This window comes from Streptomyces sp. Ru72, assembly GCF_002920635.1.
Taxonomy (GTDB): domain Bacteria; phylum Actinomycetota; class Actinomycetes; order Streptomycetales; family Streptomycetaceae; genus Streptomyces.
The window spans coordinates 21,185-46,739 of sequence record NZ_PQSR01000050.1; the positions used below are offsets into that span (position 1 = coordinate 21,185).

At 71.2% G+C, this 25,555-nt stretch carries 20 protein-coding genes; 10 read left to right on the plus strand and 10 right to left on the minus strand.

All coding sequences use genetic code 11. From position 1 onward, the window contains the following. Nucleotides 1-236 precede the first annotated feature (236 nt). Complete coding sequence (locus C3488_RS22525) at nucleotides 237-2,756, plus strand: ATP-dependent Clp protease ATP-binding subunit (RefSeq protein ID WP_103842147.1); 2,520 nt, start codon at nucleotides 237-239, stop codon at nucleotides 2,754-2,756. Nucleotides 2,757-2,833: 77 nt separating this feature from the next. Here C3488_RS22525 and C3488_RS22530 read toward each other — a convergent pair whose 3' ends face one another. After that, the gene (locus tag C3488_RS22530; RefSeq protein WP_103842148.1) at nucleotides 2,834-5,932 is read right to left on the minus strand and encodes an NACHT domain-containing NTPase; all 3,099 of its coding nucleotides are present in this window, start codon (nucleotides 5,930-5,932) and stop codon (nucleotides 2,834-2,836) included. A 241-nt stretch (nucleotides 5,933-6,173) separates the two neighbouring features. Between C3488_RS22530 and C3488_RS22535 the strand changes: the two genes are divergently transcribed. Next, on the plus strand, nucleotides 6,174-6,734 hold the full coding sequence (locus tag C3488_RS22535; protein ID WP_103842149.1) for a M23 family metallopeptidase: 561 nt from the start codon (nucleotides 6,174-6,176) through the stop codon (nucleotides 6,732-6,734). A gap of 17 nt (nucleotides 6,735-6,751) precedes the next feature. Here C3488_RS22535 and C3488_RS22540 read toward each other — a convergent pair whose 3' ends face one another. Continuing rightward, nucleotides 6,752-7,351 (minus strand): TetR/AcrR family transcriptional regulator, encoded by a 600-nt coding sequence (locus C3488_RS22540; RefSeq protein WP_103842150.1) that lies wholly within the window; start codon nucleotides 7,349-7,351, stop codon nucleotides 6,752-6,754. Nucleotides 7,352-7,519: 168 nt separating this feature from the next. Here C3488_RS22540 and C3488_RS22545 point away from each other — a divergent pair, with 168 nt between their 5' ends. The 3 genes from C3488_RS22545 to C3488_RS22555 all read left to right on the plus strand — a co-directional run bounded on the left by C3488_RS22545 (nucleotide 7,520) and on the right by C3488_RS22555 (nucleotide 10,165). Continuing rightward, nucleotides 7,520-9,115, plus strand: a complete 1,596-nt coding sequence (locus tag C3488_RS22545) for an MDR family MFS transporter (RefSeq protein WP_103842151.1) — start codon at nucleotides 7,520-7,522, stop codon at nucleotides 9,113-9,115. A 134-nt stretch (nucleotides 9,116-9,249) separates the two neighbouring features. Then, a complete protein-coding gene (locus tag C3488_RS22550; protein ID WP_103842192.1) occupies nucleotides 9,250-9,663 on the plus strand; it encodes a helix-turn-helix transcriptional regulator in 414 nt (137 codons plus the stop codon). A 58-nt stretch (nucleotides 9,664-9,721) separates the two neighbouring features. Next, nucleotides 9,722-10,165 (plus strand): VOC family protein, encoded by a 444-nt coding sequence (locus tag C3488_RS22555; protein ID WP_103842152.1) that lies wholly within the window; start codon nucleotides 9,722-9,724, stop codon nucleotides 10,163-10,165. Nucleotides 10,166-10,243: 78 nt separating this feature from the next. Here C3488_RS22555 and cseC read toward each other — a convergent pair whose 3' ends face one another. The 5 genes from cseC to C3488_RS22580 all read right to left on the minus strand — a co-directional run bounded on the left by cseC (nucleotide 10,244) and on the right by C3488_RS22580 (nucleotide 14,844). Continuing rightward, nucleotides 10,244-11,584: a two-component system sensor histidine kinase CseC gene (gene cseC, locus C3488_RS22560; RefSeq protein WP_103842153.1), complete on the minus strand. Its 1,341-nt coding sequence runs from the start codon at nucleotides 11,582-11,584 to the stop codon at nucleotides 10,244-10,246. 14 nt (nucleotides 11,585-11,598) lie between these two features. Next, nucleotides 11,599-12,303, minus strand: a complete 705-nt coding sequence (gene cseB, locus C3488_RS22565) for a two-component system response regulator CseB (RefSeq protein ID WP_103842154.1) — start codon at nucleotides 12,301-12,303, stop codon at nucleotides 11,599-11,601. A 25-nt stretch (nucleotides 12,304-12,328) separates the two neighbouring features. After that, entirely contained in the window at nucleotides 12,329-12,985 is a 657-nt protein-coding gene (locus tag C3488_RS22570) for a hypothetical protein (protein WP_103842155.1), read from the minus strand. Next, nucleotides 12,973-13,512, minus strand: a complete 540-nt coding sequence (locus tag C3488_RS22575) for a SigE family RNA polymerase sigma factor (RefSeq protein WP_103842156.1) — start codon at nucleotides 13,510-13,512, stop codon at nucleotides 12,973-12,975. The genes C3488_RS22570 and C3488_RS22575 overlap by 13 nt, the downstream gene beginning before the upstream one ends. 372 nt (nucleotides 13,513-13,884) lie before the next feature. After that, entirely contained in the window at nucleotides 13,885-14,844 is a 960-nt protein-coding gene (locus C3488_RS22580; protein WP_258053584.1) for an A/G-specific adenine glycosylase, read from the minus strand. Nucleotides 14,845-15,085: 241 nt separating this feature from the next. On the opposite strand from C3488_RS22580, the gene C3488_RS22585 reads away from it, so the two are divergent. Continuing rightward, nucleotides 15,086-15,898 (plus strand): hypothetical protein, encoded by an 813-nt coding sequence (locus C3488_RS22585; RefSeq protein WP_103842157.1) that lies wholly within the window; start codon nucleotides 15,086-15,088, stop codon nucleotides 15,896-15,898. A gap of 157 nt (nucleotides 15,899-16,055) precedes the next feature. Here C3488_RS22585 and disA read toward each other — a convergent pair whose 3' ends face one another. Together disA and radA are read right to left on the minus strand one after the other, a co-directional pair. Then, nucleotides 16,056-17,180, minus strand: a complete 1,125-nt coding sequence (gene disA / locus C3488_RS22590) for a DNA integrity scanning diadenylate cyclase DisA (RefSeq protein WP_103842159.1) — start codon at nucleotides 17,178-17,180, stop codon at nucleotides 16,056-16,058. 81 nt (nucleotides 17,181-17,261) lie between these two features. Continuing rightward, nucleotides 17,262-18,671: a DNA repair protein RadA gene (gene radA / locus C3488_RS22595; protein WP_103842161.1), complete on the minus strand. Its 1,410-nt coding sequence runs from the start codon at nucleotides 18,669-18,671 to the stop codon at nucleotides 17,262-17,264. Between the two features lie 225 nt (nucleotides 18,672-18,896). Here radA and C3488_RS22600 point away from each other — a divergent pair, with 225 nt between their 5' ends. Next, the gene (locus C3488_RS22600; protein WP_258053585.1) at nucleotides 18,897-20,618 is read left to right on the plus strand and encodes a hypothetical protein; all 1,722 of its coding nucleotides are present in this window, start codon (nucleotides 18,897-18,899) and stop codon (nucleotides 20,616-20,618) included. Nucleotides 20,619-20,642: 24 nt separating this feature from the next. On the opposite strand, the gene C3488_RS22605 is transcribed toward C3488_RS22600, so the two are convergent. Then, nucleotides 20,643-21,512 (minus strand): hypothetical protein, encoded by an 870-nt coding sequence (locus C3488_RS22605; RefSeq protein ID WP_103842165.1) that lies wholly within the window; start codon nucleotides 21,510-21,512, stop codon nucleotides 20,643-20,645. Between the two features lie 71 nt (nucleotides 21,513-21,583). Here C3488_RS22605 and C3488_RS22610 point away from each other — a divergent pair, with 71 nt between their 5' ends. The 3 genes from C3488_RS22610 to ilvD all read left to right on the plus strand — a co-directional run bounded on the left by C3488_RS22610 (nucleotide 21,584) and on the right by ilvD (nucleotide 25,524). Further along, nucleotides 21,584-22,516 carry a Ppx/GppA phosphatase family protein gene (locus tag C3488_RS22610; protein WP_103842167.1) on the plus strand — a complete coding sequence of 311 codons (933 nt, stop codon included), beginning with the start codon at nucleotides 21,584-21,586 and terminating at the stop codon, nucleotides 22,514-22,516. Nucleotides 22,517-22,708: 192 nt separating this feature from the next. Then, the gene (locus C3488_RS22615) at nucleotides 22,709-23,533 is read left to right on the plus strand and encodes a sugar phosphate isomerase/epimerase (RefSeq protein WP_181139142.1); all 825 of its coding nucleotides are present in this window, start codon (nucleotides 22,709-22,711) and stop codon (nucleotides 23,531-23,533) included. Nucleotides 23,534-23,670: 137 nt separating this feature from the next. Next, nucleotides 23,671-25,524 (plus strand): dihydroxy-acid dehydratase, encoded by a 1,854-nt coding sequence (ilvD, locus tag C3488_RS22620; protein ID WP_103842170.1) that lies wholly within the window; start codon nucleotides 23,671-23,673, stop codon nucleotides 25,522-25,524. Nucleotides 25,525-25,555: the final 31 nt, after the last annotated feature.

Below are 25,555 nucleotides of genomic sequence, written 5' to 3' on the forward strand. Positions count from 1 at the left end.
CGGGAAAGGCTGTCTCACGTTCGCCATCGGCGTACTGGCGAGTGGGGTATCTGCCTGGCCTGCGGGAACATCGTCTCGCACCATCGGGTTGGAGCAGATGTCGGCGTTCGGGGTCAGGAGGCCATCGACGGTGTCGGCAGTTGGAATGAGCGGTCCCCGCTTGCGGGACTAAGCTGCGGAAGGACAGGGAGGGGAAGTTCCCCCCACTGCCTGACCGCTCTGAGGAGCGATTAACGATGTTCGAGAGGTTCACCGACCGCGCGCGGCGGGTTGTCGTCCTGGCTCAGGAAGAAGCCCGGATGCTCAACCACAACTACATCGGCACCGAGCACATCCTCCTGGGCCTGATCCACGAGGGTGAGGGTGTCGCCGCTAAGGCCCTGGAGAGCCTCGGGATTTCGCTCGAGGCGGTCCGCCAGCAGGTGGAGGAGATCATCGGCCAGGGCCAGCAGGCCCCGTCCGGGCACATCCCCTTCACCCCCCGTGCCAAGAAGGTCCTGGAGCTGTCGCTCCGCGAGGCCCTTCAGCTGGGCCACAACTACATCGGCACGGAGCACATCCTGCTCGGCCTGATCCGCGAGGGCGAGGGCGTCGCCGCCCAGGTCCTGGTCAAGCTCGGAGCAGACCTCAACCGTGTCCGCCAGCAGGTCATCCAGCTGCTGTCGGGCTACCAGGGCAAGGAGACCGCCGCCGCGGGCGGCCCGGCCGAGGGCACGCCCTCGACCTCTCTCGTCCTGGACCAGTTCGGCCGGAACCTCACCCAGGCCGCTCGTGAGTCCAAGCTCGACCCGGTCATCGGGCGCGAGAAGGAGATCGAGCGGGTCATGCAGGTGCTGTCCCGCCGCACCAAGAACAACCCGGTGCTCATCGGCGAGCCCGGCGTCGGCAAGACGGCGGTCGTCGAGGGCCTGGCGCAGGCCATCGTCAAGGGCGAGGTGCCCGAGACCCTCAAGGACAAGCACCTCTACACCCTCGACCTGGGCGCGCTGGTCGCCGGCTCCCGCTACCGCGGTGACTTCGAGGAGCGCCTGAAGAAGGTGCTCAAGGAGATCCGCACCCGCGGCGACATCATCCTGTTCATCGACGAGCTGCACACGCTGGTCGGTGCGGGTGCCGCCGAGGGCGCCATCGACGCGGCCTCCATCCTGAAGCCGATGCTGGCCCGCGGTGAGCTGCAGACCATCGGCGCCACCACGCTCGACGAGTACCGCAAGCACCTGGAGAAGGACGCGGCCCTGGAGCGCCGCTTCCAGCCCATCCAGGTCGCGGAGCCGTCCCTGCCGCACACCATCGAGATCCTCAAGGGCCTGCGCGATCGTTACGAGGCGCACCACCGCGTCTCCATCACGGACGAGGCCCTGGTCCAGGCCGCCACCCTGGCCGACCGCTACATCTCGGACCGCTTCCTGCCGGACAAGGCGATCGACCTGATCGACGAGGCCGGTTCCCGGATGCGCATCCGCCGGATGACCGCACCGCCGGACCTCCGCGAGTTCGACGAGAAGATCGCGGCCGTCCGCCGGGACAAGGAGTCCGCGATCGACTCCCAGGACTTCGAGAAGGCGGCCTCTCTCCGCGACAAGGAGAAGCAGCTGCTCGCCGCGAAGGCCAAGCGGGAGAAGGAGTGGAAGGCCGGCGACATGGATGTCGTCGCCGAGGTCGACGGCGAGCTGATCGCCGAGGTGCTGGCCACGGCCACGGGCATCCCGGTCTTCAAGCTCACCGAGGAGGAGTCCAGCCGCCTGCTCCGCATGGAGGACGAGCTCCACAAGCGGGTCATCGGCCAGGTGGACGCCGTCAAGGCGCTGTCGAAGGCGATCCGCCGTACGCGTGCGGGCCTGAAGGACCCGAAGCGTCCGGGTGGTTCGTTCATCTTCGCGGGCCCGTCCGGTGTCGGTAAGACCGAGCTGTCCAAGGCGCTGGCGGAGTTCCTGTTCGGTGACGAGGACGCGCTGATCTCCCTCGACATGTCGGAGTTCAGCGAGAAGCACACGGTCTCCCGTCTGTTCGGTTCGCCCCCCGGCTACGTCGGCTACGAGGAGGGCGGCCAGCTCACGGAGAAGGTGCGGAGGAAGCCGTTCTCGGTGGTCCTGTTCGACGAGGTCGAAAAGGCGCACCCGGACATCTTCAACTCGCTCCTGCAGATCCTGGAGGACGGTCGCCTGACCGACTCCCAGGGCCGGGTCGTGGACTTCAAGAACACGGTCATCATCATGACGACCAACCTCGGCACCCGGGACATCTCCAAGGGCTTCAACCTCGGCTTCGCCGCCGCGGGCGACACGAAGACCAACTACGAGCGCATGAAGAACAAGGTGTCGGACGAGCTCAAGCAGCACTTCCGGCCCGAGTTCCTCAACCGCGTCGACGACGTGGTGGTCTTCCCGCAGCTGACCCAGGAGGACATCCTGGCGATCGTCGACCTGATGATCAGCAAGGTCGACGAGCGGCTCAAGGACCGGGACATGGGCATCGAGCTCGCCCAGTCCGCGAAGGAGCTGCTGGCGAAGAAGGGCTACGACCCCGTGCTGGGTGCCCGGCCGCTGCGCCGCACGATCCAGCGCGAGATCGAGGACACGCTGTCCGAGAAGATCCTCTTCGGGGAGCTGCGTCCGGGCCACATCGTGGTCGTCGACACGGAAGGCGAGGGCGACGCCCAGAAGTTCACCTTCCGTGGTGAGGAGAAGTCGGCTCTGCCGGACGTCCCGCCGATCGAGCAGGCGGCCGGTGGCGGTCCGAACCTGAGCAAGGACTGACCCCTGCGGGGGTGAGACGGAAAGGGGCTGCCCCGGGACTTCGGTCCCGGGGCAGCCCCTTTTTCCGGCGGTGGCCGTCAGAGCACGCCGTCCACCTTTTCGACGGCCGGCGGGCACGGCAGGAGATCGAGGACGTGTGCCGGGATGTCTGCCACGTCCGGGGCGAGACGAAGGGTGAGGCTCGTCACTCCGGGAAAGAGCGTGCGGAGTCGGGAGAGGTCCTCGTTCCCGGTGAACATGTTCAGCCGCAGCCTGGTGACCCGGGACAGGACAGGGCCCGCCTCCCAGCCGGTGGCATTCCAGTCGATGTGCAGCTCCTTGAGTGCGGGCATGGCCACGACCTCCTCGAAGTCCTCGGCCGTGAGCCTCTGTGGGGGTGAGGCGAGGCCCAGCCTCTGCACTCTGTGCGCGTGTCGCAGGCCGCGGAGCCCGTTGGACCGGAGGGCATCCCTGCTGAGACGGACGTATTCCAGCTGGGCGGGGAGGACCGCGTCCAGGGAGTCGACAGGCAGGGCGATGGCGATTTCGAGCGCCTTGAGGGTAGGGGCGAGGGGTGCCAGCGCATCCGGCTTCTCCAGGCCCGGCGTGCTGTGCAGCGTCAGCCGGGCGAGCGGAAGTCCGCCAAGCGGAGCCAGGTCCTCGACGTGCGGCGAGCCGCTGAGGTCGAACTCGCGAAGCTGCCCCTGCTCGGAGACGAACGCCAGGTCCCGCAGGGCGCGATTGTCCCGTACGACGAGCCTGCGCACCTGGTCCGGGCGGAGCTCGGCACGGATGTCGTCCGGTGCGAGGTCCCCCACGATCTGGAGCATGGACGGCCCGCCCAGCTCGCGCAGGATGCGCAAGTGCGCGACGGAGTGAGCGGTGAAGTACAGGCCGTCCGGCCGCAGGTGCGCCACGACCTCCTCCGCGTACCTCTCGGTGTCGAAACGGAACCAGGTCCACATGAGCTGGGCCCGTACCTTCAGCGACGGATGCGACCGGAACCGGGCCAGTACCGGGATGGCCGCCTCCACGCCGATGAGCGACGCCGTGATCACGACGGCTCTCGCCTCCGCGTCCGTCAGACCCTCCGGCCCCGGAAGCAGTTCCAGGACGAGGGGGCCGGCCTCGGCGAGGGCGCGGGCCTCCGCCGTCGTACGGGGTGGGATGAGCGCGGCGGCCTCGGACTCCACCCGGGTGCGGACACGGGGATCGAGTTCCGTCGCGTGTTCCAGCGAGGCGAGCGCCAGGAGCCGGATGCGTGTGCCGGCCGCTCCCGGCGCCCCGTCGGCGGACGCGATCAGGTCGTCCAGCAGTTCGGCCCTCTCCCGTGGCCGTGCGTGCGCCACCGCCATGCGGATCACGTCCGCCCACTGTTCGTCGGCGGCACCCCGCACCAGCAGCCCGAAGTCGCCGTCCTCGACCGCCGCCTTCGCGCCCAGGTAGTCCTGGAAGGTGCGGTGGACGAACTCGACGGTGTCGGGCACGGGTTCGCGCAGCAGTCCGCTGCGGACCAGGAGGTGGCGCAGGATCTGGCCGGCGTCGCCCTGGGAGGCGGCGGCCGGCAGCGAGGGCAGCACGTCGGCGATGATCCGCTCCGCGCGCTCACGGTCCAGCTCGGACTGGTTGTTGCGGATCAGCCAGTACGCCAGGCGCTGCAGCAGCTGGATCTGCGGGGCCTCGGTCAGGTGGATGCCGTCCTGCCGGACGAACATGTCCCGCTCCTCGTCGCGCCGCGCCAGCAGCATCGACAGGGCCGCCTCGTACAACTCCTGCCTGCCGTGCGGCAGATAGCCCCGCCGGTCGCGGTGCAGGGCGCAGATCAGCCCGCACATCAGCGGGTTGGTGGCGAGCCGGCCGAGGTCCGGCTTGGTGCGTACGGCGTCCAGGAGCGAGTGTTCGTAGTCGTCGAGGCGGTCGGTGTCGGGCGCGCCGACGCGCGCCGCGGTGTGCCAGCGGCGGACGAACGCGGCGACGTCGTCGCGGCTCATGGGGGCGAGGGAGAGTTCGGTGAAGCCGTCGGGGGCGAGCCAGTCCTCGCGCACGGCGGAGGGGCGCGAGGTCACGAGCCACTGGTTGCCGGGGTAGACGTCGAGCAGGTCGCGCAGCCAGCGCCGGGTGCGCTCCCGTTCGCCCTCGGGGATCTCGTCGATGCCGTCGACGAGCAGGAGTGCGCGGCGGTCGGTGAGGACCCGGTCGGCCCAGCCGGGCGGCTGGGTGGCGTGGAAGGGGACGCGGACGGCGTCCAGGAAGGCGTCGGGCGCCGGCAGCCCGCCGGGGCGGCGCAGGAGGGTGCGCAGCGGCAGGACGAACGGGATCCGGTCGCCGCGCTCACCGCGGGCCGCCGTCACCGCCAGCCACTGCACCAGCGTGGTCTTGCCCGAGCCGGCGACCCCGCGCAGCAGGACCCGGTCGTGGCCGGTGAGGGCCTGGTCGGCCGGGAGGGCCGCGGAGGCGGTGGCGATACGGGCGTCGGTCTCCTCGTCCGGGCGCAGCGCCTGGAGACTGAGGTAGGCCGAGTCGAGGGGCCAGCGCTCAGGGGAGTTGACGAGGTCGATTCCGTAGATGGTCAGGTGGCTGTGCTTGCTGGCCACGTAGGCGAGGTAGCGCTGGTCGAAGGCCGCGTCGGTGCCGCCGGTGCGCGGGGTGCGCGCGATCAGCTCGTCGATCTTCGCGATGATCTCGGCCTGCCGCCGGGTCTGTTCGACCAGGGTGCGGGGGACGAAGGTGGACCGCTGCGTGAAGAAGTGCAGGATGTGCAGGCAGGCGATCTCCAGGACGCGCTCGTAGAAGAGGGTGGCGTCGAGGGAGAGGTCGCGGTCGGGGGTGCCGCTCGCGGCCCGCAGGTGCAGGGCGAGGGTCTGGTGACCCAGTCGCACGGCCTGGACGTCCGTCATGTCGAGGTCGCCGAGGGCATGCAGGGTGGTGGCCAGGGCGAGGACGACGGCGGGTGTCTCGTCCTCGGGCAGCGGGCGTTCGCCCTCCGCCGTGACGGCCCGCCTGACCAGTTCGGCGGCGAGCTTGGTGAGCTCCTTCTCGGCGAGGGCGCGCTTCTCGCCGCGGAACGAGACGAATTCCGAGACGCGCACCGGTCTGTCGACGAGCCCGGCGCCGGGCCCCTCCGTGACGAAGAGCCGCTTCACGAGCGGGGTGACCACGCTGGAGGCCACCTTGACGCCCAGGGCCGCTGCATCCATCTGCTCCCCCGTGCTCGGTCCGTGACGGTGGGTCAGCCTAGCGGGCCCGCCGGGTGACATGTCACACAGGGGGAGGAGCTGGTACGAGGACGATTAGTAGCACCCGTCCACCGGTGTCGTGCGCCCACGAACGGGCGATTTCCCACCCAGTACGACATGTCCTCGTAGACCGCCCGTTTGGTAATCAACAGGGCTGGCTTGTACCAAGAAACGGTCAAGCCCCCCATGTCCCGAGGTTTCCATGTCCCAGAGCGTCATGCCCTCCTCCTCCCGTACGTCCCGGATGCGTGCACGGCTGGCCGTACTGGCCGCCGGTGCCGGGGTTTCAGCAGTGCTGGGAGCCGATGTGGCGGCCGCCGCCGGGAGTGGCGCGGTGAGCGCCGCGTCCTGGGTCCATCCGGTCAGGAACTACTCGCTCACGGCCGGCTTCAACCAGGCCGGCGGCATGTGGAAGTCCAGCCACAGCGGGCAGGACTTCGCCGTGCCGAGCGGGACGAGTGTCGTCGCCGCGCACGCCGGGACCGTCGTCAAGGCCGGGGCGGGCGGCGCCGGGGACGGGGCGGCGTACGGCAAGGCCGTCGTCGTCAGGCACGCGGGCGGCACGTATTCGCAGTACGCCCACCTCTCGAGGATCGACGTCAGGGTCGGCCAGGCCGTCGTCACCGGTCAGCGCATCGGGCTGTCCGGCAACACGGGCAACTCCAGCGGCCCGCACCTGCACTTCGAGATCCGTACGACCCCGAACTACGGATCCGCCGTCAACCCCGTCGCCTACCTGAGGAGCAGGGGCGTGGCCGTCTGAGGTGTGTCCGGCCGGCCCTACGAAGTGCCCTCGCCCGAGTGGGCCTGGGTGACCAGGTCGATCGCGACCTCCAGGACCGCCTCGCGCTTCTCCTCCGGATTGCCCTCGACCTCCTGCAGGACGAACATCCCCGCGTGCATCGTGAACAGCGCGCTGACGCAGCGGACCTGGTCGGTCAGGGAGGCGTCCGGGTCCCGGATGATGTCGCGCATCTGCAGCATCCGGTCCTTGAACTGGTTGCCGATGCTCAGCTCGCGGATCGTGGCCTGGTTCTCCTGCATGAAGCGGAAGAGCGGGGCCGCGCCGGCCAGCGCCTCGCTGTAGCGGCGCAGCACCTCCTGCTTGGTCTGAAGGGTGTGCGGCTGCGCCTTGCCCCACTCGATCAGTTCGTCCATCGGGCGGGTCAGGTCCTCGAAGATGCTGACGAGGATCTCTTCCTTGGTCTTGAAGTGGTAGTAGAGCGCCGCCTTCGTGACGTCCAGGCGTTCGGCGATCTCCCGCAGTGAGGTCTTCTCGTAGCCCTGCTCGGCGAAGAGGTCGAGCGCCACGTCCTGGATGCGCTGGCGGGTGTCCCCGCGCCGCTGTCGCTTGGTGCCTTCCATGGTGGTGCCGCCCATCCTCGTACTCCTCGCACTCCCGGAGAGCCTGTGCAAGGCCTCCTGACCGAGCCTACGAAACTTACTTGACGCCCGGCTAGTTACGGGGCTACCTTCCCTAGTGTAGTGAACTAGCCGGGCGGCAAGTAAGTGGCCGACGGCAGGCGGTACCAAGGGGAGTTGGGGACCATGGCGGACAGCGCGGCACCGGCCGCTGGCGGCGAGAAGAGTGAGAAACAACCTCGGAGCATACGGGTCGTCCTGCTCGCGCTGATGATCACGATGATGCTCGCGATGCTCGACAACATGATCGTGGGCACGGCGATGCCGACCATCGTGGGCGAGCTGGGCGGCCTCGAACACCTGTCGTGGGTGGTGACTGCGTACACCCTCGCCACCGCCGCCGCGACGCCGCTGTGGGGCAAGCTCGGCGACATGTACGGCCGCAAGGGCTCGTTCATGACGTCGATCGTGATCTTCCTGGCCGGTTCCGCGCTCAGCGGCATGGCGCAGAACATGGGCCAGCTCATCGGCTTCCGCGCCGTCCAGGGCCTCGGCGCCGGCGGCCTGATGGTCGGCGTCATGGCCATCATCGGCGATCTGATCCCGCCGCGGGAGCGCGGCAAGTACCAGGGCATGATGGCGGGCGTCATGGCGCTCGCGATGATCGGCGGCCCGCTGGTCGGCGGCACCATCACCGACAACTGGGGCTGGCGCTGGGCCTTCTACATCAACCTGCCGCTCGGTGTCGTCGCGCTGGTCGCCATCAGCGCCGTGCTGCACCTGCCGAAGAAGCGCTCCCAGGCCCGTGTCGACTACCTCGGCGCCGCGCTGCTGACCGTCGGCATCACCTCCATCGTGCTGGTCACCACCTGGGGCGGGTCCCAGTACGCATGGACGTCCGCGCGGATCATGGAGCTCATCGGGATCGGTGTCGCCGCGCTCGTCGGATTCCTCTTCTGGCAGACGAAGGCCGCCGAGCCGGTCGTGCCGCTGCACATCTTCCGCAGCCGGAACTTCTCGCTGATGTCGGCGATCGGTTTCATCACCGGGTTCGTGATGTTCGGTGCGACGCTGTTCCTGCCGCTGTACCAGCAGTCCGTGCAGGGTGCGTCCGCCACCAACTCCGGGCTGCTGCTCCTGCCGATGCTCGGCGCGATGCTGGTCGTGTCGATGATCGCGGGACGGGTCACCACCAACAGCGGCCGGTACAAGGTCTTCCCGGTGGTCGGCAGCGTGCTGATGATCGTGGGTCTGTTCCTGCTGTCGCAGATGGACACGGGGACCAGCCGGTTCACCTCGGGCGTGTACATGGCAGTGCTGGGCGCCGGGATGGGCTGCCTGATGCAGATCACCATGCTGGTGGCGCAGAACAGCGTCGAGCTGCGGGACATGGGTGTCGCCTCGTCGACCACGACCCTCGCGCGGACGCTGGGCTCCTCCTTCGGCGTCGCGATCATGGGCGCCCTGTTCAACAACCGGGTCCAGCACGTGATGGCCGAGCGGGCGGGTGCGCTGGGGTCGAAGATCACCGAGCAGTCGGCGCAGCTGGACGCCAAGAGCCTTCAGAAGCTGCCGGCGGCGGCGCGTGAGGCGTACCAGCACGCGGTGTCCGCGGGCACGCACTCGGCGTTCCTGCTCGGCGCGGTGGTGGCCGTGCTCGCGCTGGCCGCGGCGGTGTTCGTGAAGGAGGTCCCGCTGCGGGGAGCCGGGCCCGACAAGCAGGCCGGGGGTGCGGCTGGGGACGCCGCGGATGTGCCGCCGGCGGTTGCAGAGGCCGTCTGACCGGCACGGGCCCCGGCCCGAGGCCCCCGGGTGCGTGCACCCGGGGGCCTTTCGGTGCGCGGACGGCCACACCGGGCGAGTCTCGCCCCCGCCGCCCTGTCAGTGCCGCGTGGCAGCATCGGGGCGTGGACAAGATGCGGCAGCTGCGGCTGGCCAAGGACCTGATGGACCGGGACTGGGCCGACCCGGCGCTCGATCTCGGGGCCGTGGCCGAGCGTGCCGGGTACTCGCGGTACCACTTCCTGCGGGCCTTCAAGGAGGCGTACGGCGAGACGCCGCGGCAGTATCTGACGCACCGGCGCATCGAGCGCGCCGAGGACCTGCTGCGCACCGCCGATCTGTCCGTGACCGAGATCTGCCATCTCGTGGGGTTCAGCAGCGTCGGCACGTTCTCCGCGCGGTTCAAGGCATGGACCGGGCTCACGCCCAGCGAGTACCGCGCCAAGCACGTCGGCCGCGGCGCCGCGCTCATACCCGGGTGCTACGCGATGCTCTGGGCAGGCGGGTTCCGCAGGAGCGAGCAGAGCAATTCCGGAGAAGCGGGGTGAAGAGTCCGCTGCTTACCGTGGCAGCGCAGACCGAACCTCCCACCTCCAGGAGCGCACGATGATCAAAGGGCTCGCCATCACCACCGTCTGGGTCCTCGACCAGGACCGGGCCAAGGAGTTCTACACACGGAAGCTCGGCCTCGAGGTCCGTACGGACATGACCATGGGCGACGGCGGAATGCGCTGGCTCACCGTGGGCGCCCCGGACCAGCCCGACGTCGAGCTGACGCTCATGGTGCCCGGGCCGCCCGCGATGGACCCCGAGTCCGCCGAGATGATGAAGAAGCTGATCGCCAAGGGCGCTCTCGGTGCCGGTGTGCTGGCCACCGACGACATCCACGGCGACTACAAGCGGCTCAAGGACCGCGGCGTGGAGTTCCTCCAGGAGCCCCAGGAGCGGCCGTACGGCACCGAGGCGCTCTTCCGCGACGACTCCGGCAACTGGTTCTCGTTCACCCAGCGCCGTGAGGGCGGTCTGGACCTCGAGAAGGAGTGGAGCTAGCGGCTTCCCGGTCCGCTCCGCCGAGCCCGGTTCTGCGGCCTTCCTGTTCCGCTCCTCACCTTCCCGACGCAGGCGGCATCACTTTCCCGACACGGGCAGCATCGGGAAGCTGCCCGTGGCCGTCGGCGCGTGCTCCGGCAGCCACAGCACCGCCACCGCCCCCTCGGCCGGCACATGCTCCGGCACCCCGGGCGCCCGGATGTTGCGGAACGTCAGCCGGGCGCCCAGCACCCGCGCCTGCCCCGCCGCGATCGTCAGCCCCAGCCCGTGGCCCTGGCCCGAGCGGTCCGACCTGCCCGTACGGAACCGGCTCGGGCCCTCGGCCAGCAGCTCCTCGGGGAAGCCGGGCCCGTGGTCCCGTATACGGATCACCCGGCCCTCGACGGACACCTCGATGGGCGGCTTGCCGTGCCGTGCCGCGTTCGCCAGCAGGTTGAACAGCACCCGCTCCAGACGGCGCGGGTCCGTGGTGACCTCCGACTCGTGGATCACCCTGACGTCGACGTCCGCGTCCTTCGCGGCCACCCGCCGGGTCACGAACTCACCCAGCATGATGTCCTGCAGCTCGGCCCGCTCGGACGCGCCGTCCAGCCGGGCCACCTCCAGGACGTCCTCCACGAGCGTCCGCATGGCCTTCGCGCGGTCCAGCACCAGTTCGGTGGGGCGGCCCGGCGGCAGCAGCTCCGCCGCGGTGAGCAGGCCCGTGACCGGAGTGCGCAGCTCATGAGCGATGTCCGCCGTCACCCGGCGCTCCGCCTCGAGCCGCTGCTGCAACGCGTCCGCCATCGCGTCCACCGCCCGCGCCAGATCGTCCGTCTCGTCGCGTACGACACCACCGATCGCGTCCCGTACGCGCACGTCCGTCTCGCCCTTGGCGACCCGGTTCGCCGCGGCGGCCGCCTTGCGCAGCCGGCCCGACAGCTGTCCGCCGATCAGCACGCCGAGCGCGGAGCCGCCGAGGACGACCGCGATCGAACCGATGATCAGGGCCTGGTCGAGGTCCTTGATCACCCCGATGCTGCGGTCGGTGCGGGTGTGCAGGGACAGCACGCGGCCGTCCTTGAGCGGTACGGCGGCCCAGGTGTCCGGCACCCCGTTGCGGTCCCAGGACGCGAAGGTGGCGCGCCTGCCCTGCATGACCTTCTCCAGCAGGTCCCGCGGGATGGCCGGATCGTCGATCTTGGTCCCGAAGGTCTGGGTGCGCCCGGACTCGTACATCCGCTGCGCGACCTGGATGCGCTCGTCGGCGAGGTCGCGTGCGCTGTTCAGCATCGACACCTGCGCCGCGTTGTGCACGACCAGGCTCAACGCGATCGCGACGAGCGCCCCGACCAGGGCGATCGCCGCGCTGAGCTTCCATCTCAGACCGGTGCGTATGGCTGCGTCCTCGGGGACGAGGCGGCCGATGATCCCCCGCATGCTCCTGTCCCCGCTCACGCCTTCAACTTGTAGCCGAAGCCGCGGACCGTCTCGATCCGGTCCTGGCCGATCTTGGTGCGCAGCCGCTGCACATGGACGTCGACGACACGGGTGTCCCCGCCCCAGCCGTAGTCCCACACGCGCTCCAGCAGCTTGTCGCGCGACAGTACGGTGCCGGGCGCCGACGAGAACTCGAGCAGCAGGCGCATCTCGGTCGGCGTCAGGGCCACCGGCTGCCCGGCCCGGCGGACCTCCATGCCCTCGGTGTCGACCTCCAGGTCGCCGAACGTGAGCACCCCGTCGTCCCCGGACGAGGTCTCCTCGGCCGTCCGGCCGGCGCCGCTCGCGTGCCCGAAGCGGCGCAGCACCGCACGGATGCGCGCCACCAGCACGGCGCCGTCGAAAGGCTTGGTCACGTAGTCGTCGGCGCCCGCCTCCAGGCCGAGAACGACGTCGATCGAGTCGGCGCGCGCGGACAGCATGATCACCGGCACGGTGGACTCGTCCCGGATGCGCCGGCACAGGCTGACCCCGTCCAGCCCGGGAACCATCACGTCCAGCAGGGCGATGTCGGGACGGCGGGCGCGGAAAGCCTCCAGGCCCGACAGGCCGTCGGGCATGGCGGTCACCGCGAAGCCGTCCCGCTCCAGGGCGAGCTGGGTGGCCTCGCGGATGACGTCGTCGTCCTCGACGAACAGGACGTGTGTCTGCTCTGCCATCCGCTGCTCTCAGTAGGGGTCGGGGTCAGTTCTTGCTGGGCGCGGCGGTGCCGCTGCTGCCCACCGCGTTGCTGTACTCGTTGCGTGTACGGGATATCTCGGTGAAGTGACTGGTCCTCCAGCTGTAGGTGATCACTTCCTCGCTGGAGGGGTACGACACCGGGTCGCCCTTCTGGTACATCTGCTGGGTCACCACCAGGTCGCCGCGGTCGATCTCCGCGTAGACCGGCGGTTCCTCGGCCTTGAACACATTCTGGTACCTGTGGTTCTTCATCCGGTACACGTACGAGCCGACCCCGACGGCGTCACCGCACGTCATCACGTTGACCACGATGTCGTCGACGTCACCGCCGGTGATGTCGCCGTAGGACACGTCGATCGGGTACTCGTCGGCCACGCAGGGCTTCAGGTCCTCCTTGACCACCTTGGCGACCTGCGGGTCGTCCTTGACGATCTTCACCACCTCGGCACGCGTGGGCTCCTTGGAGGTGGGCGAGGGCGACGGCACGGCGGCGCCCGTGATCACCGGGTCGCTGCCCGCGGGGCCCTCGTCCCGGGCGCCCGTGCCGCCGGTGGCGCAGGCGGCGACGAAAAGCCCGAGGGCGGCGACCGCGGACACCGCCGCCGTCACCGCCTTCAGGGGTCCGCTGAGCCGTATGACCCCCGTGCCTAGGCCGCGCAACGCTCCCGCTCCTCACGCTCCAGCGCGCGTGCGTCCAGGTCGCGGGCTTCCAGCTCCTCCCGGAGCCGGGCGAGCGCCCGGTGCAGCGTGCTCTTGACCGTACCGGCCGACATGCCGAGGGCGGCGGCCGTCTCCTCCGTGGACATCTGCTCCCAGTGTCGCAGCACGACGACGCTGCGCTGCTTCGGAGCCAGCACCTTCAGGACGTCCATCAGCAGGGCGCGGGCCGCGTGCTGCTCCGTGGAGTCCTCCACCGACGCGTCCGGGAGCTGCTCGGTGGGGACCTCCTCCAGTTTGCGCGAGCGCCACCACTCGGTCCGCGTGTTGATCATTACGCGGCGCAGGTAGGCGTCGGCCAGCCGCTTGTCCGCGATGCCCTCCCAGCGGCCGTACGTGCGCACCAGCGCGGTCTGCAGCAGGTCCTGGGCGTCGGTCGGGTCGGGGACCAGCCGGCGCGCGCTGCGCAGCAGCGCGTCCTGCCGGGTGCGTACGTACTCTTCGAACTCGAGCACCTCGCCGTGCGCCATTCCAACCGCCTCCGTTCCCCGTTTTCCGACCTGTGGTCCGGCTGCGCCCCGCAGCCCGGCCGGTTCCTCACGACTTCGAGCGGGCTCGTCCCGAGCCCGGGTGCCGCACTGTCGGCGGCACGCATATGAAGTTACGGACGAGTTGTCACGGCGTTGTCCGTTCCAGGCTGCGGAGAGCGCTCGGCTGTCCGTCGGTTGTGTAACAGGCGCTGGAACGGGGTAAGGGCAGGCGGTAGTTGGGGTGGGTATGGGGCGATTTGGCAGGCGGGGAGAGGGTGGGAGGCTGTGATGTGGCGGCGGTGTCGCTGTGACGGGACCAACGGTTGGCTGTGAAGTCGCCGAGCGGGGCGGGCGGACAGGGCCCGGGACGGGTCAGGTGAGGGGCAGGCGGTACAGGCGCCCCGGGAGGGGCTCCACCAGGCCGTCGGAGACCAGGCCGTCCAGGGCCCGGGCGCGCTGTACCGGGTCGTCCCAGACGCGGTCGAGCACCGACTGCGGTACCGGGCTCACGGCCTCGCGCAGCACGGCCAGCAGCCGGCCGCGCACCTGACGGTCGGTGCCCGCGTACGTCTGGCCGCGGCGCGGCGGACCGTCGTGCTCGGGCTTCCCGGCCAGCCGCCAGGCGCACTGCGTGGCGATCGGGCAGCGGTGGCAGTTCTCGTTCTTCGCCGTGCAGATCAGCGCGCCCAGTTCCATGGAGGCGGCGGCCCAGCGGGAGGCGGTGCGCTCGTCGTCGGGCAGCAGCTCGCGGGCGAGCCTGCGTTCGGCTGCGGTGGTGGCGTTGGGCGGGTACTGCACGCCGGTGACCGCGCGGGCCAGGACCCGGCGCACGTTGGTGTCGAGCACCGGGTGCCGCTGGCCGTACGCGAACGACGCGACGGCGGCGGCCGTGTACTCGCCGATCCCGGGCAGGGCGAGCAGTTGGGCGTGGTCGGTGGGGACGTCGCCGCCGTGCCGTTCCGTTATGGCGACCGCCGCGCCGTGCAGGCGGAGTGCGCGGCGGGGGTAGCCGAGCCGGCCCCAGGCGCGGACCGCTTCGCCCGGGGGTTCCTTGGCCAGGTCGGCCGGGCGGGGCCAGCGGGCGAGCCACTGCTCGTAGACGGGCAGGACGCGGTTGACCGGCGTCTGCTGCAGCATGAACTCACTGACCATCACGCCCCAGGGACCGGCCTCCGGGCGCCGCCACGGAAGATCACGGGCGTGCTGCTCGAACCAGGCGATGACCGGGCCGTGCAGGGCCGTGCCGGGGGCTTGGCCGGTGGCGGTGGAGCCGGGGGTGCCGTCGGTCTGGATGGGGGCGGTGGCGGGGGCGGGGGTGGTGGGTGCAGTCATGGCGTAGTCGATCCTGCCATGCCGGGGGTGGTCGGGTGGGGGACCGGCTCGGGGTGGTTTTGTCCGGGATGCCACTCAGGGGCTCCGGCAGAGTCGGGCTCTGCGTCCGTAGGCGTGGGCACCCTCCGCCACAGCCGCCGGCTCGGCGGACGCGGTTCTCCGAGATGATGATCCGGAAAAGTTGTGGCCCGGGCGGCGGGTGGGGCCAGGTGTGGGGGAGATCTCTCGTACAGTTTGCGCCGTGGGATCTCTGCGCAATCCGGTTGGGCCGCTTCCCTCCTCCATCTACTGGCGACGGAGGGCCGTAGTGCTGTCCGTGGTCGCCCTGTTGGTGCTGCTCGTCGTGTGGGCGGTCACCTCTTCCGGCGGCGGCGGGAAGAACAAGGCGGACGGCTCGAACGGCAAGCATCCCACGTCGTCGATCACGCCGGGCCCGTCCGGTACGGGGCCCGCGATCAGTCAACACCCGGGCGGCCGTGACGAGTCGGGCGGTGGCGACGGTTCCGGATCCTCCGGGTCGTCGGGCTCCGGAGCCTCCGGCGGAACGGGCGGCACCGGATCCGGTGACACGGGCGACGGGGCCGACGGCGGTGGCAGCGGCGGCACTTCCTCCGCCGCCGACCAGCTCCCCGCAGGCGGTGGGGCCACGCTGCCCAACTGCGCGCCGAACACGGTCCAGTTGACGCTGCGGAGCCTGCACAACACCTACGAGCCCGGGGACACCCCCACCTTCCAGCTGATCGCCAAGAACACCTCCGGCAGTGACTGCAAGGTCGACCTCGGCCCCAAGTACGCCGTGCTGACGATCACTCAGGCCGGAGGCGGCAGCGCCTTCTGGACCTCGGCGGACTGCCGCGGCGGCTCGGGCGGCGCGCTGTTCCGAGTGCCCGCGAACGAGCAGGTCACCTACACCGTGAAGTGGGACCGCAAGCACAGCGCACCCAACTGCGCGACACCACCGGCGGGTTCCGCGCCGGCGGGCACCTACCTGGTCGAGGCGAAGGTCCCGGGCTTCCCGAAGGCACAGACGTCGTTCGTGCTGGCGAAGGACTAGTAGGGCTTGGCAGGCAACGTCTGCCCGTCAAGGAGCGGCGTCCGGTGCGTGTTCCCGGATGAGCTCCGCGTCGCGGGTCCCGGCCCACGGTGCGCATCCTCGACTGCCGGGTGCCGTGCACGTCGCAGTGCCCCGGCCGCCCCGGCTCAGCCGTCGGTCAGACGTACCGTTCGAGGATCGAGGACTCCGCCAGCCGCGAGAGCCCCTCGCGTACGCTCCGCGCCCGGGCCTCGCCCACGCCGTCCACCGTCTGCAGGTCGTCCACACTGGCCGCGAGCAGTTTCTGGAGGCCGCCGAAGTGCTCCACCAGGCGGTCGATGATCGCGCCTGGCAGTCGCGGGACCTTCGCCAGCAGGCGGAAGCCGCGCGGGGACACACCGGAGTCGAGCGCCTCGGGGGAGCCGGTGTAACCCAGCGCCTTGGCGACCGTGGACATCTCGAGGAGTTCCGCGTGGCTCAGCGCGTCCAGCTCGGCCAGCGCCTCCTCGACCGTGCGGGAACGCTTCGCGGTCGGTTCCGGAACGTAGTCGCGGACCACCAGTTCGCGTTCGGGCTCCACGCCCGCGATCAACTCGTCGAGCTGGAGGGCGAGCAGACGGCCGTCCGTGCCCAGCTCGACCACGTACTCCGCGATCTCGGTGGCGATGCGGCGCACCATCTCCAGCCGCTGCGCCACCGCGGAGACGTCCCGGACCGTCACCAGGTCCTCGATCTCCAGCGCGGACAGCGTCCCGGCCACCTCGTCCAGGCGGAGCTTGTACCGCTCCAGGGTGGCCAGGGCCTGGTTGGCGCGGGACAGGATCGCCGCCGAGTCCTCCAGGACACGGCGCTGCCCGTCGACGTACAGCGCGATCAGCCGCATGGACTGCGAGACGGAGACCACCGGGAAGCCGACCTGCTTGCTCACCCGGTCCGCCGTACGGTGCCGGGTGCCCGTCTCCTCCGTCGGGATCGTGGGGTCGGGGACGAACTGCACACCGGCCCTGAGGATCTTCGACAGGTCCGAGGAGAGCACGAGGCCGCCGTCCAGCTTGCACAGCTCCCGCAGCCGCGTGGCGGTGAACTCCACGTCCAGGACGAAGCCGCCCGTGCACATCGCCTCGACGGTCTTGTCCGAGCCGAGCACGATGAGGCCGCCGGTGTTGCCGCGGAGCACGCGCTCAAGTCCGTCACGCAGGGGCGTGCCAGGTGCCACGGCGCTCAGTGAGGCGCGCATCAGGCGATCGGAACCGGCACTCCCACCGGACTTTCCGGGAGCTGCTGCCCGGTCGTTGGCTGCCACTGCACTCCTCCGGTCGCAGGTTCTGGGGCGCTCCCGTGTCGCACACTCGGTTCGTACGGACGGGCGAGACCAGGGCAAAGTCTACCGGCGGTCCTCCTCCTCCCGCGGGGCCTCTCGGCGACGGGAGCGGGGGAGGACCCGCAGCGCGTCCCCCACGTCCGCCACTTCCAGCACCTTCATCCCGGGCGGGATCTTCCCGGGATCGGCCGGTACGAGGGCGTGGGTGAAGCCCAGGCGGTGGGCCTCGGCCAGGCGCCGCTGGACGCCCGTGACCCGTCTGACCTCTCCGGCGAGGCCGACCTCGCCGATCGCCACCAGGTTCTTGGGCAGCGGGGTGTCGCTCGCGGCGCTCGCCAGCGCCAGTGCCACCGCCAGGTCGGCGGCCGGCTCGGAGAGCTTCACCCCGCCGACGGTCGCGGAGTAGATGTCCCGCTTGCCCAGGGCGCTGATCCGGCCGCGCTGCTCCAGCACGGCGAGCATCATCGAGACGCGGGAGGTCTCCAGCCCGGACGTCGTACGCCGCGGGGAGGGGATCTGCGAGTCGACGGTCAGGGCCTGCACCTCGGCCACCAGGGGGCGGCGGCCCTCCAGGGTGACGGTGAGGCAGGTGCCGGGGACAGGCTCGTCGCGGCGGGTCAGGAACAGGCCACTCGGGTCCGCCAGGCCCGTGATGCCCTCGTCGTGGAGCTCGAAGCAGCCGACCTCGTCCGTGGCGCCGTAGCGGTTCTTGACGCCCCGGACGAGGCGCAGGCGCGCGTGCCGGTCGCCCTCGAAGTGCAGGACGACGTCCACCAGGTGCTCCAGCAGGCGCGGGCCCGCGATCGCGCCGTCCTTGGTGACGTGGCCCACCAGGAGCGTGGCCATGCCGCGCTCCTTGGAGGCGCGGATCAGGGCCCCGGCGACCTCCCGCACCTGGGCCATGCCGCCGGGCGCGCCGTCGATCTCCGGGGAGGCGACCGTCTGGACCGAGTCGAGCACGAGCAGGGACGGCTTGACCGCGTCCAAGTGGCCGAGGACGGCCGCGAGGTCCGTCTCCGCCGCCAGGTAGAGGTGGTCGTGGATGGCTCCGATGCGGTCGGCGCGCAGCCGCACCTGGCTCGCCGACTCCTCGCCGGTGACATACAGCGTGCGGTGCTCGTCGCTCGCCGCCTTCGCCGCGACGTCGAGCAGCAGCGTGGACTTGCCGACGCCCGGTTCGCCCGCCAGCAGCACGACCGCGCCCGGTACGAGTCCGCCGCCGAGGACGCGGTCCAGCTCGGGCACACCGGTGGAGCGGGCGGCGGCCTGCCGCCCGTCGACCTGGCCGATCGGCAGGGCGGAGTTGGTCACCCGCCCCGGTGCCGTCGTCCGCACGGCGGGCGCGCCGTACTCCTCGATCGTCCCCCAGGCCTGGCACTCGGGGCAGCGGCCGAGCCACTTGGCCGTCTGCCAGCCGCACTCGGTGCAGCGGTAGGACGGCCGGTCCTTGGAGGTCTTCGTACGGGCAGCCATGGTCGAAACCGTAGCGGGGGCCACTGACAACCGGTCGCAGGGCAACCGGGAGCAGAGCCTTGGCAGGGCGGTCCTACAATCCGGCGCCCCGCTGCCCTGCGCGCCCCCCGATCTGCGGAATACATCCTTCCTGTCCCCTTATGAGGGATCGTTTCACCCGTACGGAGTAAAAGTGCTCAAGGAGGAAGAAGGCGCCGGTCATCGCCGCCTACGGTCGCACGGGTGATGAGCAGCAGGCCGGAGATCTCGACGCACGCCACCGGCGCACACCCGGCGCGCAACGACGCGCGGCAGCGGGGAAGCGCGCCCAGTGGCGCGACCCGTCGCCCCCTGGCGCAGCGCCTGCCCGCGCGCTACGACCCCTACCTGGACGGACTGTTCACCTACTGCCTGTCCGTGCTGTGCGATCACGACGCGGCGACCGGGGCTCTCGGCGACGCCCTGGCGCTCGCCGAGCGCCGCGGCACCCGCGGCCCGCGGTCCCACGACGACCACCGAGCCTGGCTGTACGCCCTCGCCCGCTGGTCCTGTCTGCGCCGTCTCGCCGAGGCCCGGCGCCACCGCCGGGCCGGGCGCGACCGGGACCTCGGCGCGCACAAGGAGGACGCCGACCGTCGTGCCGCCGAAGCCGCCGGCACCGCCCCCGAGCCGGCCGAGGGGACGGAGGAGCTGCGCCGCCGCGAGCTCGCCCAGCTCGCCTGGCCGGAGGCCGCCGGCACCACCCCCGAGCAGCGAGAAGCGCTCGAACTCGCGGTACGCCACCAGCTCGCCCCCCGCGAGGTCGCCGCCGTGCTCGGCCTGGACCCCACCGCCACGCGGGACCTGCTGGCCGCCGCCGCCTGCGAGGTGGAGCGCACCCGCGCCGCCCTCGCCGTCGTCGAGACCGGCACCTGTCCGGGCGTCGCCCGCCTCACCGGCGACCACCAGCTCGTCCTCAGCGCCGCCCTGCGCCGCGAACTGGTCCGGCACGTCGACGACTGCCCGCGCTGCCGCCGTACCGCCGAGCGCGCCGTTCCCGGCACCTGGCCCGGCACCAGCGTCACCCCCGCCGCGCTGCCCGTCCTCCAGGCCCCGCGCGCCGCCCTGCACACCGCCATGACGCACGCTGCACGCGCGCGTGCCGGCGCCCCCCGATTCGACCGGCGCGGCTTCCCCATGGACCCGAAGGACCACGCGGCCCGCCGTGACCGCCTCCGCGCGCGTGCCGTCACCACGACCGTCGTCGCCACCGTGGTCGCCGCCCCGGTGTTCGCCCTGTGGGCCGCCTACCGCGGGCCCCTCACCGGCGAGGCCGCCGACGGCCGGCCCGCCACCGCGCGTGAGGTGCAGGGCACGGCGCCGCTCGGCGGCGAGGGCTCGGACGGGTACGAGAACGCGGGCAACGCCAGCGTGAGGCCCGGCGCCCGCCTCCCCGGCAAGGACGGCCGCACACCCGACGTCTCCGTCGAGGTCATCGGCGTGGCGACGGGCTCCCCGGGCGAGGGGCATTTGGCGGTGGCGGCCCGCAACGACGGCACCACCACGCTGATCACCCTCACCGCGTCCGGCAGCTCACCGGTCCACTGGTCCGCGACCACGGGCGCCTCCTGGCTGTACATGAACCAGTCCTCGGGCACGCTCGACCCGGGCGCGTCGTTCACGATCCGCGTCCAGGTCGACCACCTCCACGAGCCCTCCGGCCCCTGGCACGCGCAGGTGGCGCTGGCCCCGGCGGGCGCCGTCGTCTCGATCGACGGCTACGGCGTGGCGGGTCCGTCCGACCCGCGGCCCACCCCCAGCCACACCGTCCCGGCCGACCCTTCACCGACCGGTCCGCCGCCCGGCTCGGACCCCACCCCCGGCGACCCGACCCCGACCGATCCGCCGACCTCCAGCCCGTCGCCCTCCGACCCGCCGGCCTCGAGCCCGCCGCCCACCGACAGCGGCGCGCCGAGCCCCGCCCCGTAGGCCGCCCTGTCCGTGTCCGTACCGTCAGGCCACGGGATCCGCGGGATGCGGTGCCACCAGCGGCAGCTGCGACGCCAGGCGCTGCTCGCACAGCTCCGCCAGGCGGTCGTACCCCGCCTTGCCCATCAGCTCGGTCAGCTCCGCCCGGTAGGAGACGTACACCGGCTCGCCCGCGCCGTGCGCCGACGTCGCCGACGTGCACCACCAGTGCAGGTCGTGGCCGCCCGGACCCCAGCCCCGGCGGTCGTACTCACCGATCGACACCTGCAGCACCCGGGTGTCGTCGGGCCGGTCGATCCACTCGTACGTGCGCCGGATCGGCAGCTGCCAGCACACGTCCGGCTTGGTCTCCAGCGGCTCGCGGCCCTCCCTCAGGGCCAGGATGTGCAGGGAGCAGCCCGCGCCGCCCGCGAACCCGGGCCGGTTCTGGAAAATGCACGAACCCTGGTACGGGCGGGTCTGCCGGGACCCCTCGTCGTCCTCCGCGACCCAGCCCGTCTCCAGGCCCACGTCGTGGTGCTGCCAGATCTCCGGGGTGAGCCGTGCCACGTGCTCGGCCACCCGCTTCTCGTCGTCCTCGTCCGAGAAGTGCGCCCCCAGCGTGCAGCACCCGTCGTCCGCGCGGCCTGCCTGAATGCCCTGGCAGCCGCTCCCGAAGATGCAGTTCCAGCGCGAGGTCAGCCATGTCAGATCGCACCGGAAGACCTGCTCGTCGTCGGCCGGATCCGGAAACTCCACCCACGCGCGCGCGAAGTCGAGCCCCTTCTCGTCACTCGTCTTCAGGGCTTTCTTCGCCATCTTCAGGGCCTTCTCGGACGGGGACGCCTTCGCCTGCGAAGAATCCTTCGATCCCTTGGAGGATTTGTCGGTCTTCGCCTTTTTCGTCTTTGGCACGCCTCCAGAGTAAGTGGCCCCGGGCCGCTCGGGGGACGGCAGATCCCCGCACTGGCAGTAGCGTTCCGTACATGAGACTCGGTGTCCTCGACGTGGGTTCGAACACGGTGCATCTGCTGGTGGTGGACGCCCACCCCGGCGCGCGCCCCCTGCCCGCGCACTCGCACAAGGCGGAGCTGCGGCTCGCCGAACTCCTGGACGGTGACGGAGCCATCGGCCAGGAGGGCGTGGACAGGCTGATCGCCGTCGTCCGGGACGCCCTCCAGGCCGCCGAGGACAAGGGCGTCGAGGACCTGCTGCCGTTCGCCACCTCCGCGGTGCGCGAGGCGGGCAACAGCGACGACGTCCTCGCCCGGGTCGAGGACGCCACGGGTGTCGAGCTGCAGGTGCTGACCGGCGAGGAGGAGGCCCGGCTGACCTTCCTCGCCGCCCGCCGCTGGTTCGGCTGGTCCGCGGGCAAGCTCCTCGTCCTCGATATCGGCGGCGGCTCCCTGGAGATCGCCTACGGCATCGACGAGGAACCCGACGCCGCGGTGTCCCTGCCGCTGGGTGCCGGTCGGCTGACCGCCGCCTGGCTGCCCGGCGACCCGCCCGACCCGGAGGACGTCAGGGCCCTGCGCCGCCACGTACGGGCCGAGATCGCCCGCACGGTCGGCGAGTTCAGCCGCTTCGGGGCGCCGGACCACGTCGTCGCGACCTCAAAGACGTTCAAGCAGCTCGCCCGCCTCGCCGGGGCGGCCCGCTCCGCCGAGGGCCTGTACGTCCAGCGCGAGCTGAAGCGGGAGTCGCTGGAGGGCTGGGTGCCCCAGCTCGCCGGGATGACGGTCGCACAGCGGGCGGAACTCCCCGGCGTCTCCGACGGCCGCGCGAGCCAGCTGGTGGCCGGGGCGCTGGTCGCGGAGGCGGCGATGGACCTGTTCGGCGTGGAGGCGCTGGAGATATGCCCCTGGGCGCTGCGGGAGGGCGTGATCCTGCGACGGCTGGACCACATGGGCTCGGTGTGAGCGAGGGGTCCCCGCAGGGCGCGCGGGCTGTGACATGTGCGGCTCCGCCGCGCGGTCACGGCATGACGAAGCGACCACGGGCCCGGGTCGCGCCGACGCCGAGCTGATCCACAAGGCACCCCCTAGTGACCTCGGCCACCCCACCCCCCACTCCCGGCCCAACGGCCGGAGGCACCCCGTACCCTGTCCCTCGTGGCAGAACCAGCGGTGCGCATCCCGGATGCGAAGGTCGCGCTGTCGACGGCCTCCGTCTACCCGGAGTCGACGGCGACGGCCTTCGAGATCGCCGCGCGCCTCGGGTACGACGGGGTCGAGGTCATGGTGTGGACCGACCCGGTCAGCCAGGACATCGAGGCGCTGCGCCGGCTCAGCGACTACCACCAGATCCCCATTCTGGCCGTCCACGCCCCCTGTCTGCTGATCACACAGCGGGTGTGGTCCACCGACCCCTGGGTCAAACTCCAGCGGGCCCGCGCGGCCGCCGAGAAGCTCGGCGCCGGCACCGTCGTGGTCCATCCGCCCTTCCGCTGGCAGCGCCAGTACGCGCGTGACTTCGTCGACGGCATCTGGCGCATGGCGAACGAGACGGATGTGCGGTTCGCCGTCGAAAACATGTACCCGTGGCGCTACCGGGACCGCGAGATGCTCGCGTACGCCCCCGACTGGGACGTCACGAAGGACGACTACCGGCACTTCACGATCGACCTCAGCCACGCCGCGACGGCCCGCGCGGACGCCCTGCAGATGCTCGACCGCATGGGCGGCCGCCTCGGCCACGTCCACCTCGCCGACGGCAACGGCTCGAACAAGGACGAGCACCTCGTCCCCGGCCGCGGCGTTCAGCCCTGCGCCGAGGTCCTGGAGCGGCTGGCCCTGGGCGGCTTCGACGGGTACGTCGTCATCGAGGTCAACACCCGCCGCGCCATGTCAGGCGCCGAGCGCGAGGCGGACCTCGCGGAGGCCCTCGCCTTCGCCCGGCTGCACCTGGCGTCGGAGGTGCGGGTGCCCCGCCGGTGAGCGGGCTCGCACCCGGCTGAGACACACGTCCCGGATTCCGGACATCGTGTCCGTCCCTTGGAGCACCGGCGTACGCTCGACCTCAGTCAGAACTCCGCCGGGCTCCCTGGCGGAACTCTCCGAAGGAGCGAGCGACGATGCCCGAGCTGAGGTCCCGCACAGTCACCCACGGCCGCAACATGGCGGGCGCCCGCGCCCTGATGCGCGCCTCCGGTGTACCCGGCGCGGACATCGGACGGAAGCCGATCATCGCCGTCGCCAACTCCTTCACCGAGTTCGTCCCGGGCCACACCCACCTGGCGCCGGTCGGCCGGATCGTCAGCGAGGCGATCAGGGAGGCCGGAGGCATCCCGCGCGAGTTCAACACCATCGCGGTGGACGACGGCATCGCCATGGGACACGGCGGCATGCTGTACTCCCTGCCCTCCCGCGACCTGATCGCGGACAGCGTGGAGTACATGGTGGAGGCCCACTGCGCCGACGCCCTGGTCTGCATCTCCAACTGCGACAAGATCACCCCGGGCATGCTGATGGCCGCCCTGCGCCTGAACATTCCGACGGTCTTCGTCTCCGGCGGCCCCATGGAGTCCGGTCGGGCCACCCTGGTCGACGGCACCGTCCGCACCCTCGACCTGGTCGACGCGATCTCCGACGCCGTGAACGACAAGGTCTCCGACGAGGACATCCTCCGCATCGAGGAGAACGCCTGTCCGACCTGCGGCTCGTGTTCCGGCATGTTCACCGCCAACTCGATGAACTGCCTGACCGAGGCGATCGGCCTCTCCCTCCCCGGCAACGGCTCGGTCCTCGCCACCCACACCACGCGCAGGCAGCTGTACGTGGACGCGGCCCGCACGGTCATGGACCTCACCCGCCGCTACTACGAGCAGGACGACGACACGGTCCTGCCGCGCAACATCGCCACCTTCGCCGCCTTCGAGAACGCGATGGCCCTCGACATCGCGATGGGCGGCTCCACCAACACGATCCTGCACCTGCTGGCGGCGGCCCAGGAGGCGGGTGTCCCCTTCGGCCTGGAGGAGATCGACCAGGTCTCGCGCCGGGTGCCGTGTCTGGCGAAGGTCGCCCCGAACGTCGCCAAGAACCGCACGTACTACATGGAGGACGTGCACCGTGCCGGCGGCATCCCCGCCCTCCTCGGCGAGCTGCACCGCGCGGGCCTGCTGAACGAGGACGTGCACGCGGTCCACAGCCCGTCCCTCGCGGACTGGCTGAAGACCTGGGACGTCCGCGGCGGCTCCCCGTCCCCCGAGGCCGTGGAACTGTGGCACGCGGCCCCCGGCTGCGTCCGCTCGGCCGAGGCCTTCTCCCAGTCGGAGCGCTGGGAGGCCCTCGACGAGGACGCGGAGAACGGCTGCATCCGCTCCGCGGAGCACGCGTACTCCAAGGACGGCGGCCTGGCGGTCCTCAAGGGCAACCTGGCCGTGGACGGCTGCGTGGTGAAGACGGCCGGCGTCGACGAGTCGATCTGGACCTTCGAGGGCCCGGCGGTCGTCTGCGAGTCGCAGGAGGAGGCCGTCCAGAAGATCCTGACCCAGCAGGTCAAGGAGGGCGACGTCGTCGTCATCCGCTACGAGGGCCCCAAGGGCGGCCCGGGCATGCAGGAGATGCTGTACCCGACCTCGTACCTGAAGGGACGCGGCCTGGGGAAGGCCTGCGCGCTGATCACCGACGGCCGCTTCTCCGGCGGCACGTCGGGCCTGTCGATCGGCCACGCCTCCCCCGAGGCGGCCTCGGGCGGCACGATCGCCCTGGTGCGGGACGGCGACCGCATCCGCATCGACATCCCGAACCGCACGATCGAGCTCCTCGTGTCCGACGAGGAGCTCGACACCCGCCGTGCCGCGCTGAACGGCGTCTACGCCCCCGCGAACCGCGACCGCAAGGTCTCCGCGGCACTGCGCGCGTACGCCGCGATGGCGACGAGCGCGGACAAGGGCGCGGTGCGCGATGTGACGAAGCTGGGCTGAGGGGTCACTCCAGGAGCCACGGAAAGGGCCG

Bases quoted from the DNA above. Each gene is read 5' to 3' on its own strand.
- C3488_RS22525 (WP_103842147.1), top strand. From the start codon at position 237: ATGTTCGAGAGGTTCACCGACCGCGCGCGGCGGGTTGTCGTCCTGGCT.
- C3488_RS22530 (WP_103842148.1), bottom strand. From the start codon at position 5,932: ATGGATGCAGCGGCCCTGGGCGTCAAGGTGGCCTCCAGCGTGGTCACC.
- C3488_RS22535 (WP_103842149.1), top strand. From the start codon at position 6,174: ATGTCCCAGAGCGTCATGCCCTCCTCCTCCCGTACGTCCCGGATGCGT.
- C3488_RS22540 (WP_103842150.1), bottom strand. From the start codon at position 7,351: ATGGGCGGCACCACCATGGAAGGCACCAAGCGACAGCGGCGCGGGGAC.
- C3488_RS22545 (WP_103842151.1), top strand. From the start codon at position 7,520: ATGGCGGACAGCGCGGCACCGGCCGCTGGCGGCGAGAAGAGTGAGAAA.
- C3488_RS22550 (WP_103842192.1), top strand. From the start codon at position 9,250: ATGCGGCAGCTGCGGCTGGCCAAGGACCTGATGGACCGGGACTGGGCC.
- C3488_RS22555 (WP_103842152.1), top strand. From the start codon at position 9,722: ATGATCAAAGGGCTCGCCATCACCACCGTCTGGGTCCTCGACCAGGAC.
- cseC (WP_103842153.1), bottom strand. From the start codon at position 11,584: ATGCGGGGGATCATCGGCCGCCTCGTCCCCGAGGACGCAGCCATACGC.
- cseB (WP_103842154.1), bottom strand. From the start codon at position 12,303: ATGGCAGAGCAGACACACGTCCTGTTCGTCGAGGACGACGACGTCATC.
- C3488_RS22575 (WP_103842156.1), bottom strand. From the start codon at position 13,512: ATGGCGCACGGCGAGGTGCTCGAGTTCGAAGAGTACGTACGCACCCGG.
- C3488_RS22580 (WP_258053584.1), bottom strand. From the start codon at position 14,844: ATGACTGCACCCACCACCCCCGCCCCCGCCACCGCCCCCATCCAGACC.
- radA (WP_103842161.1), bottom strand. From the start codon at position 18,671: ATGGCTGCCCGTACGAAGACCTCCAAGGACCGGCCGTCCTACCGCTGC.
- C3488_RS22600 (WP_258053585.1), top strand. From the start codon at position 18,897: ATGAGCAGCAGGCCGGAGATCTCGACGCACGCCACCGGCGCACACCCG.
- C3488_RS22610 (WP_103842167.1), top strand. From the start codon at position 21,584: ATGAGACTCGGTGTCCTCGACGTGGGTTCGAACACGGTGCATCTGCTG.
- ilvD (WP_103842170.1), top strand. From the start codon at position 23,671: ATGCCCGAGCTGAGGTCCCGCACAGTCACCCACGGCCGCAACATGGCG.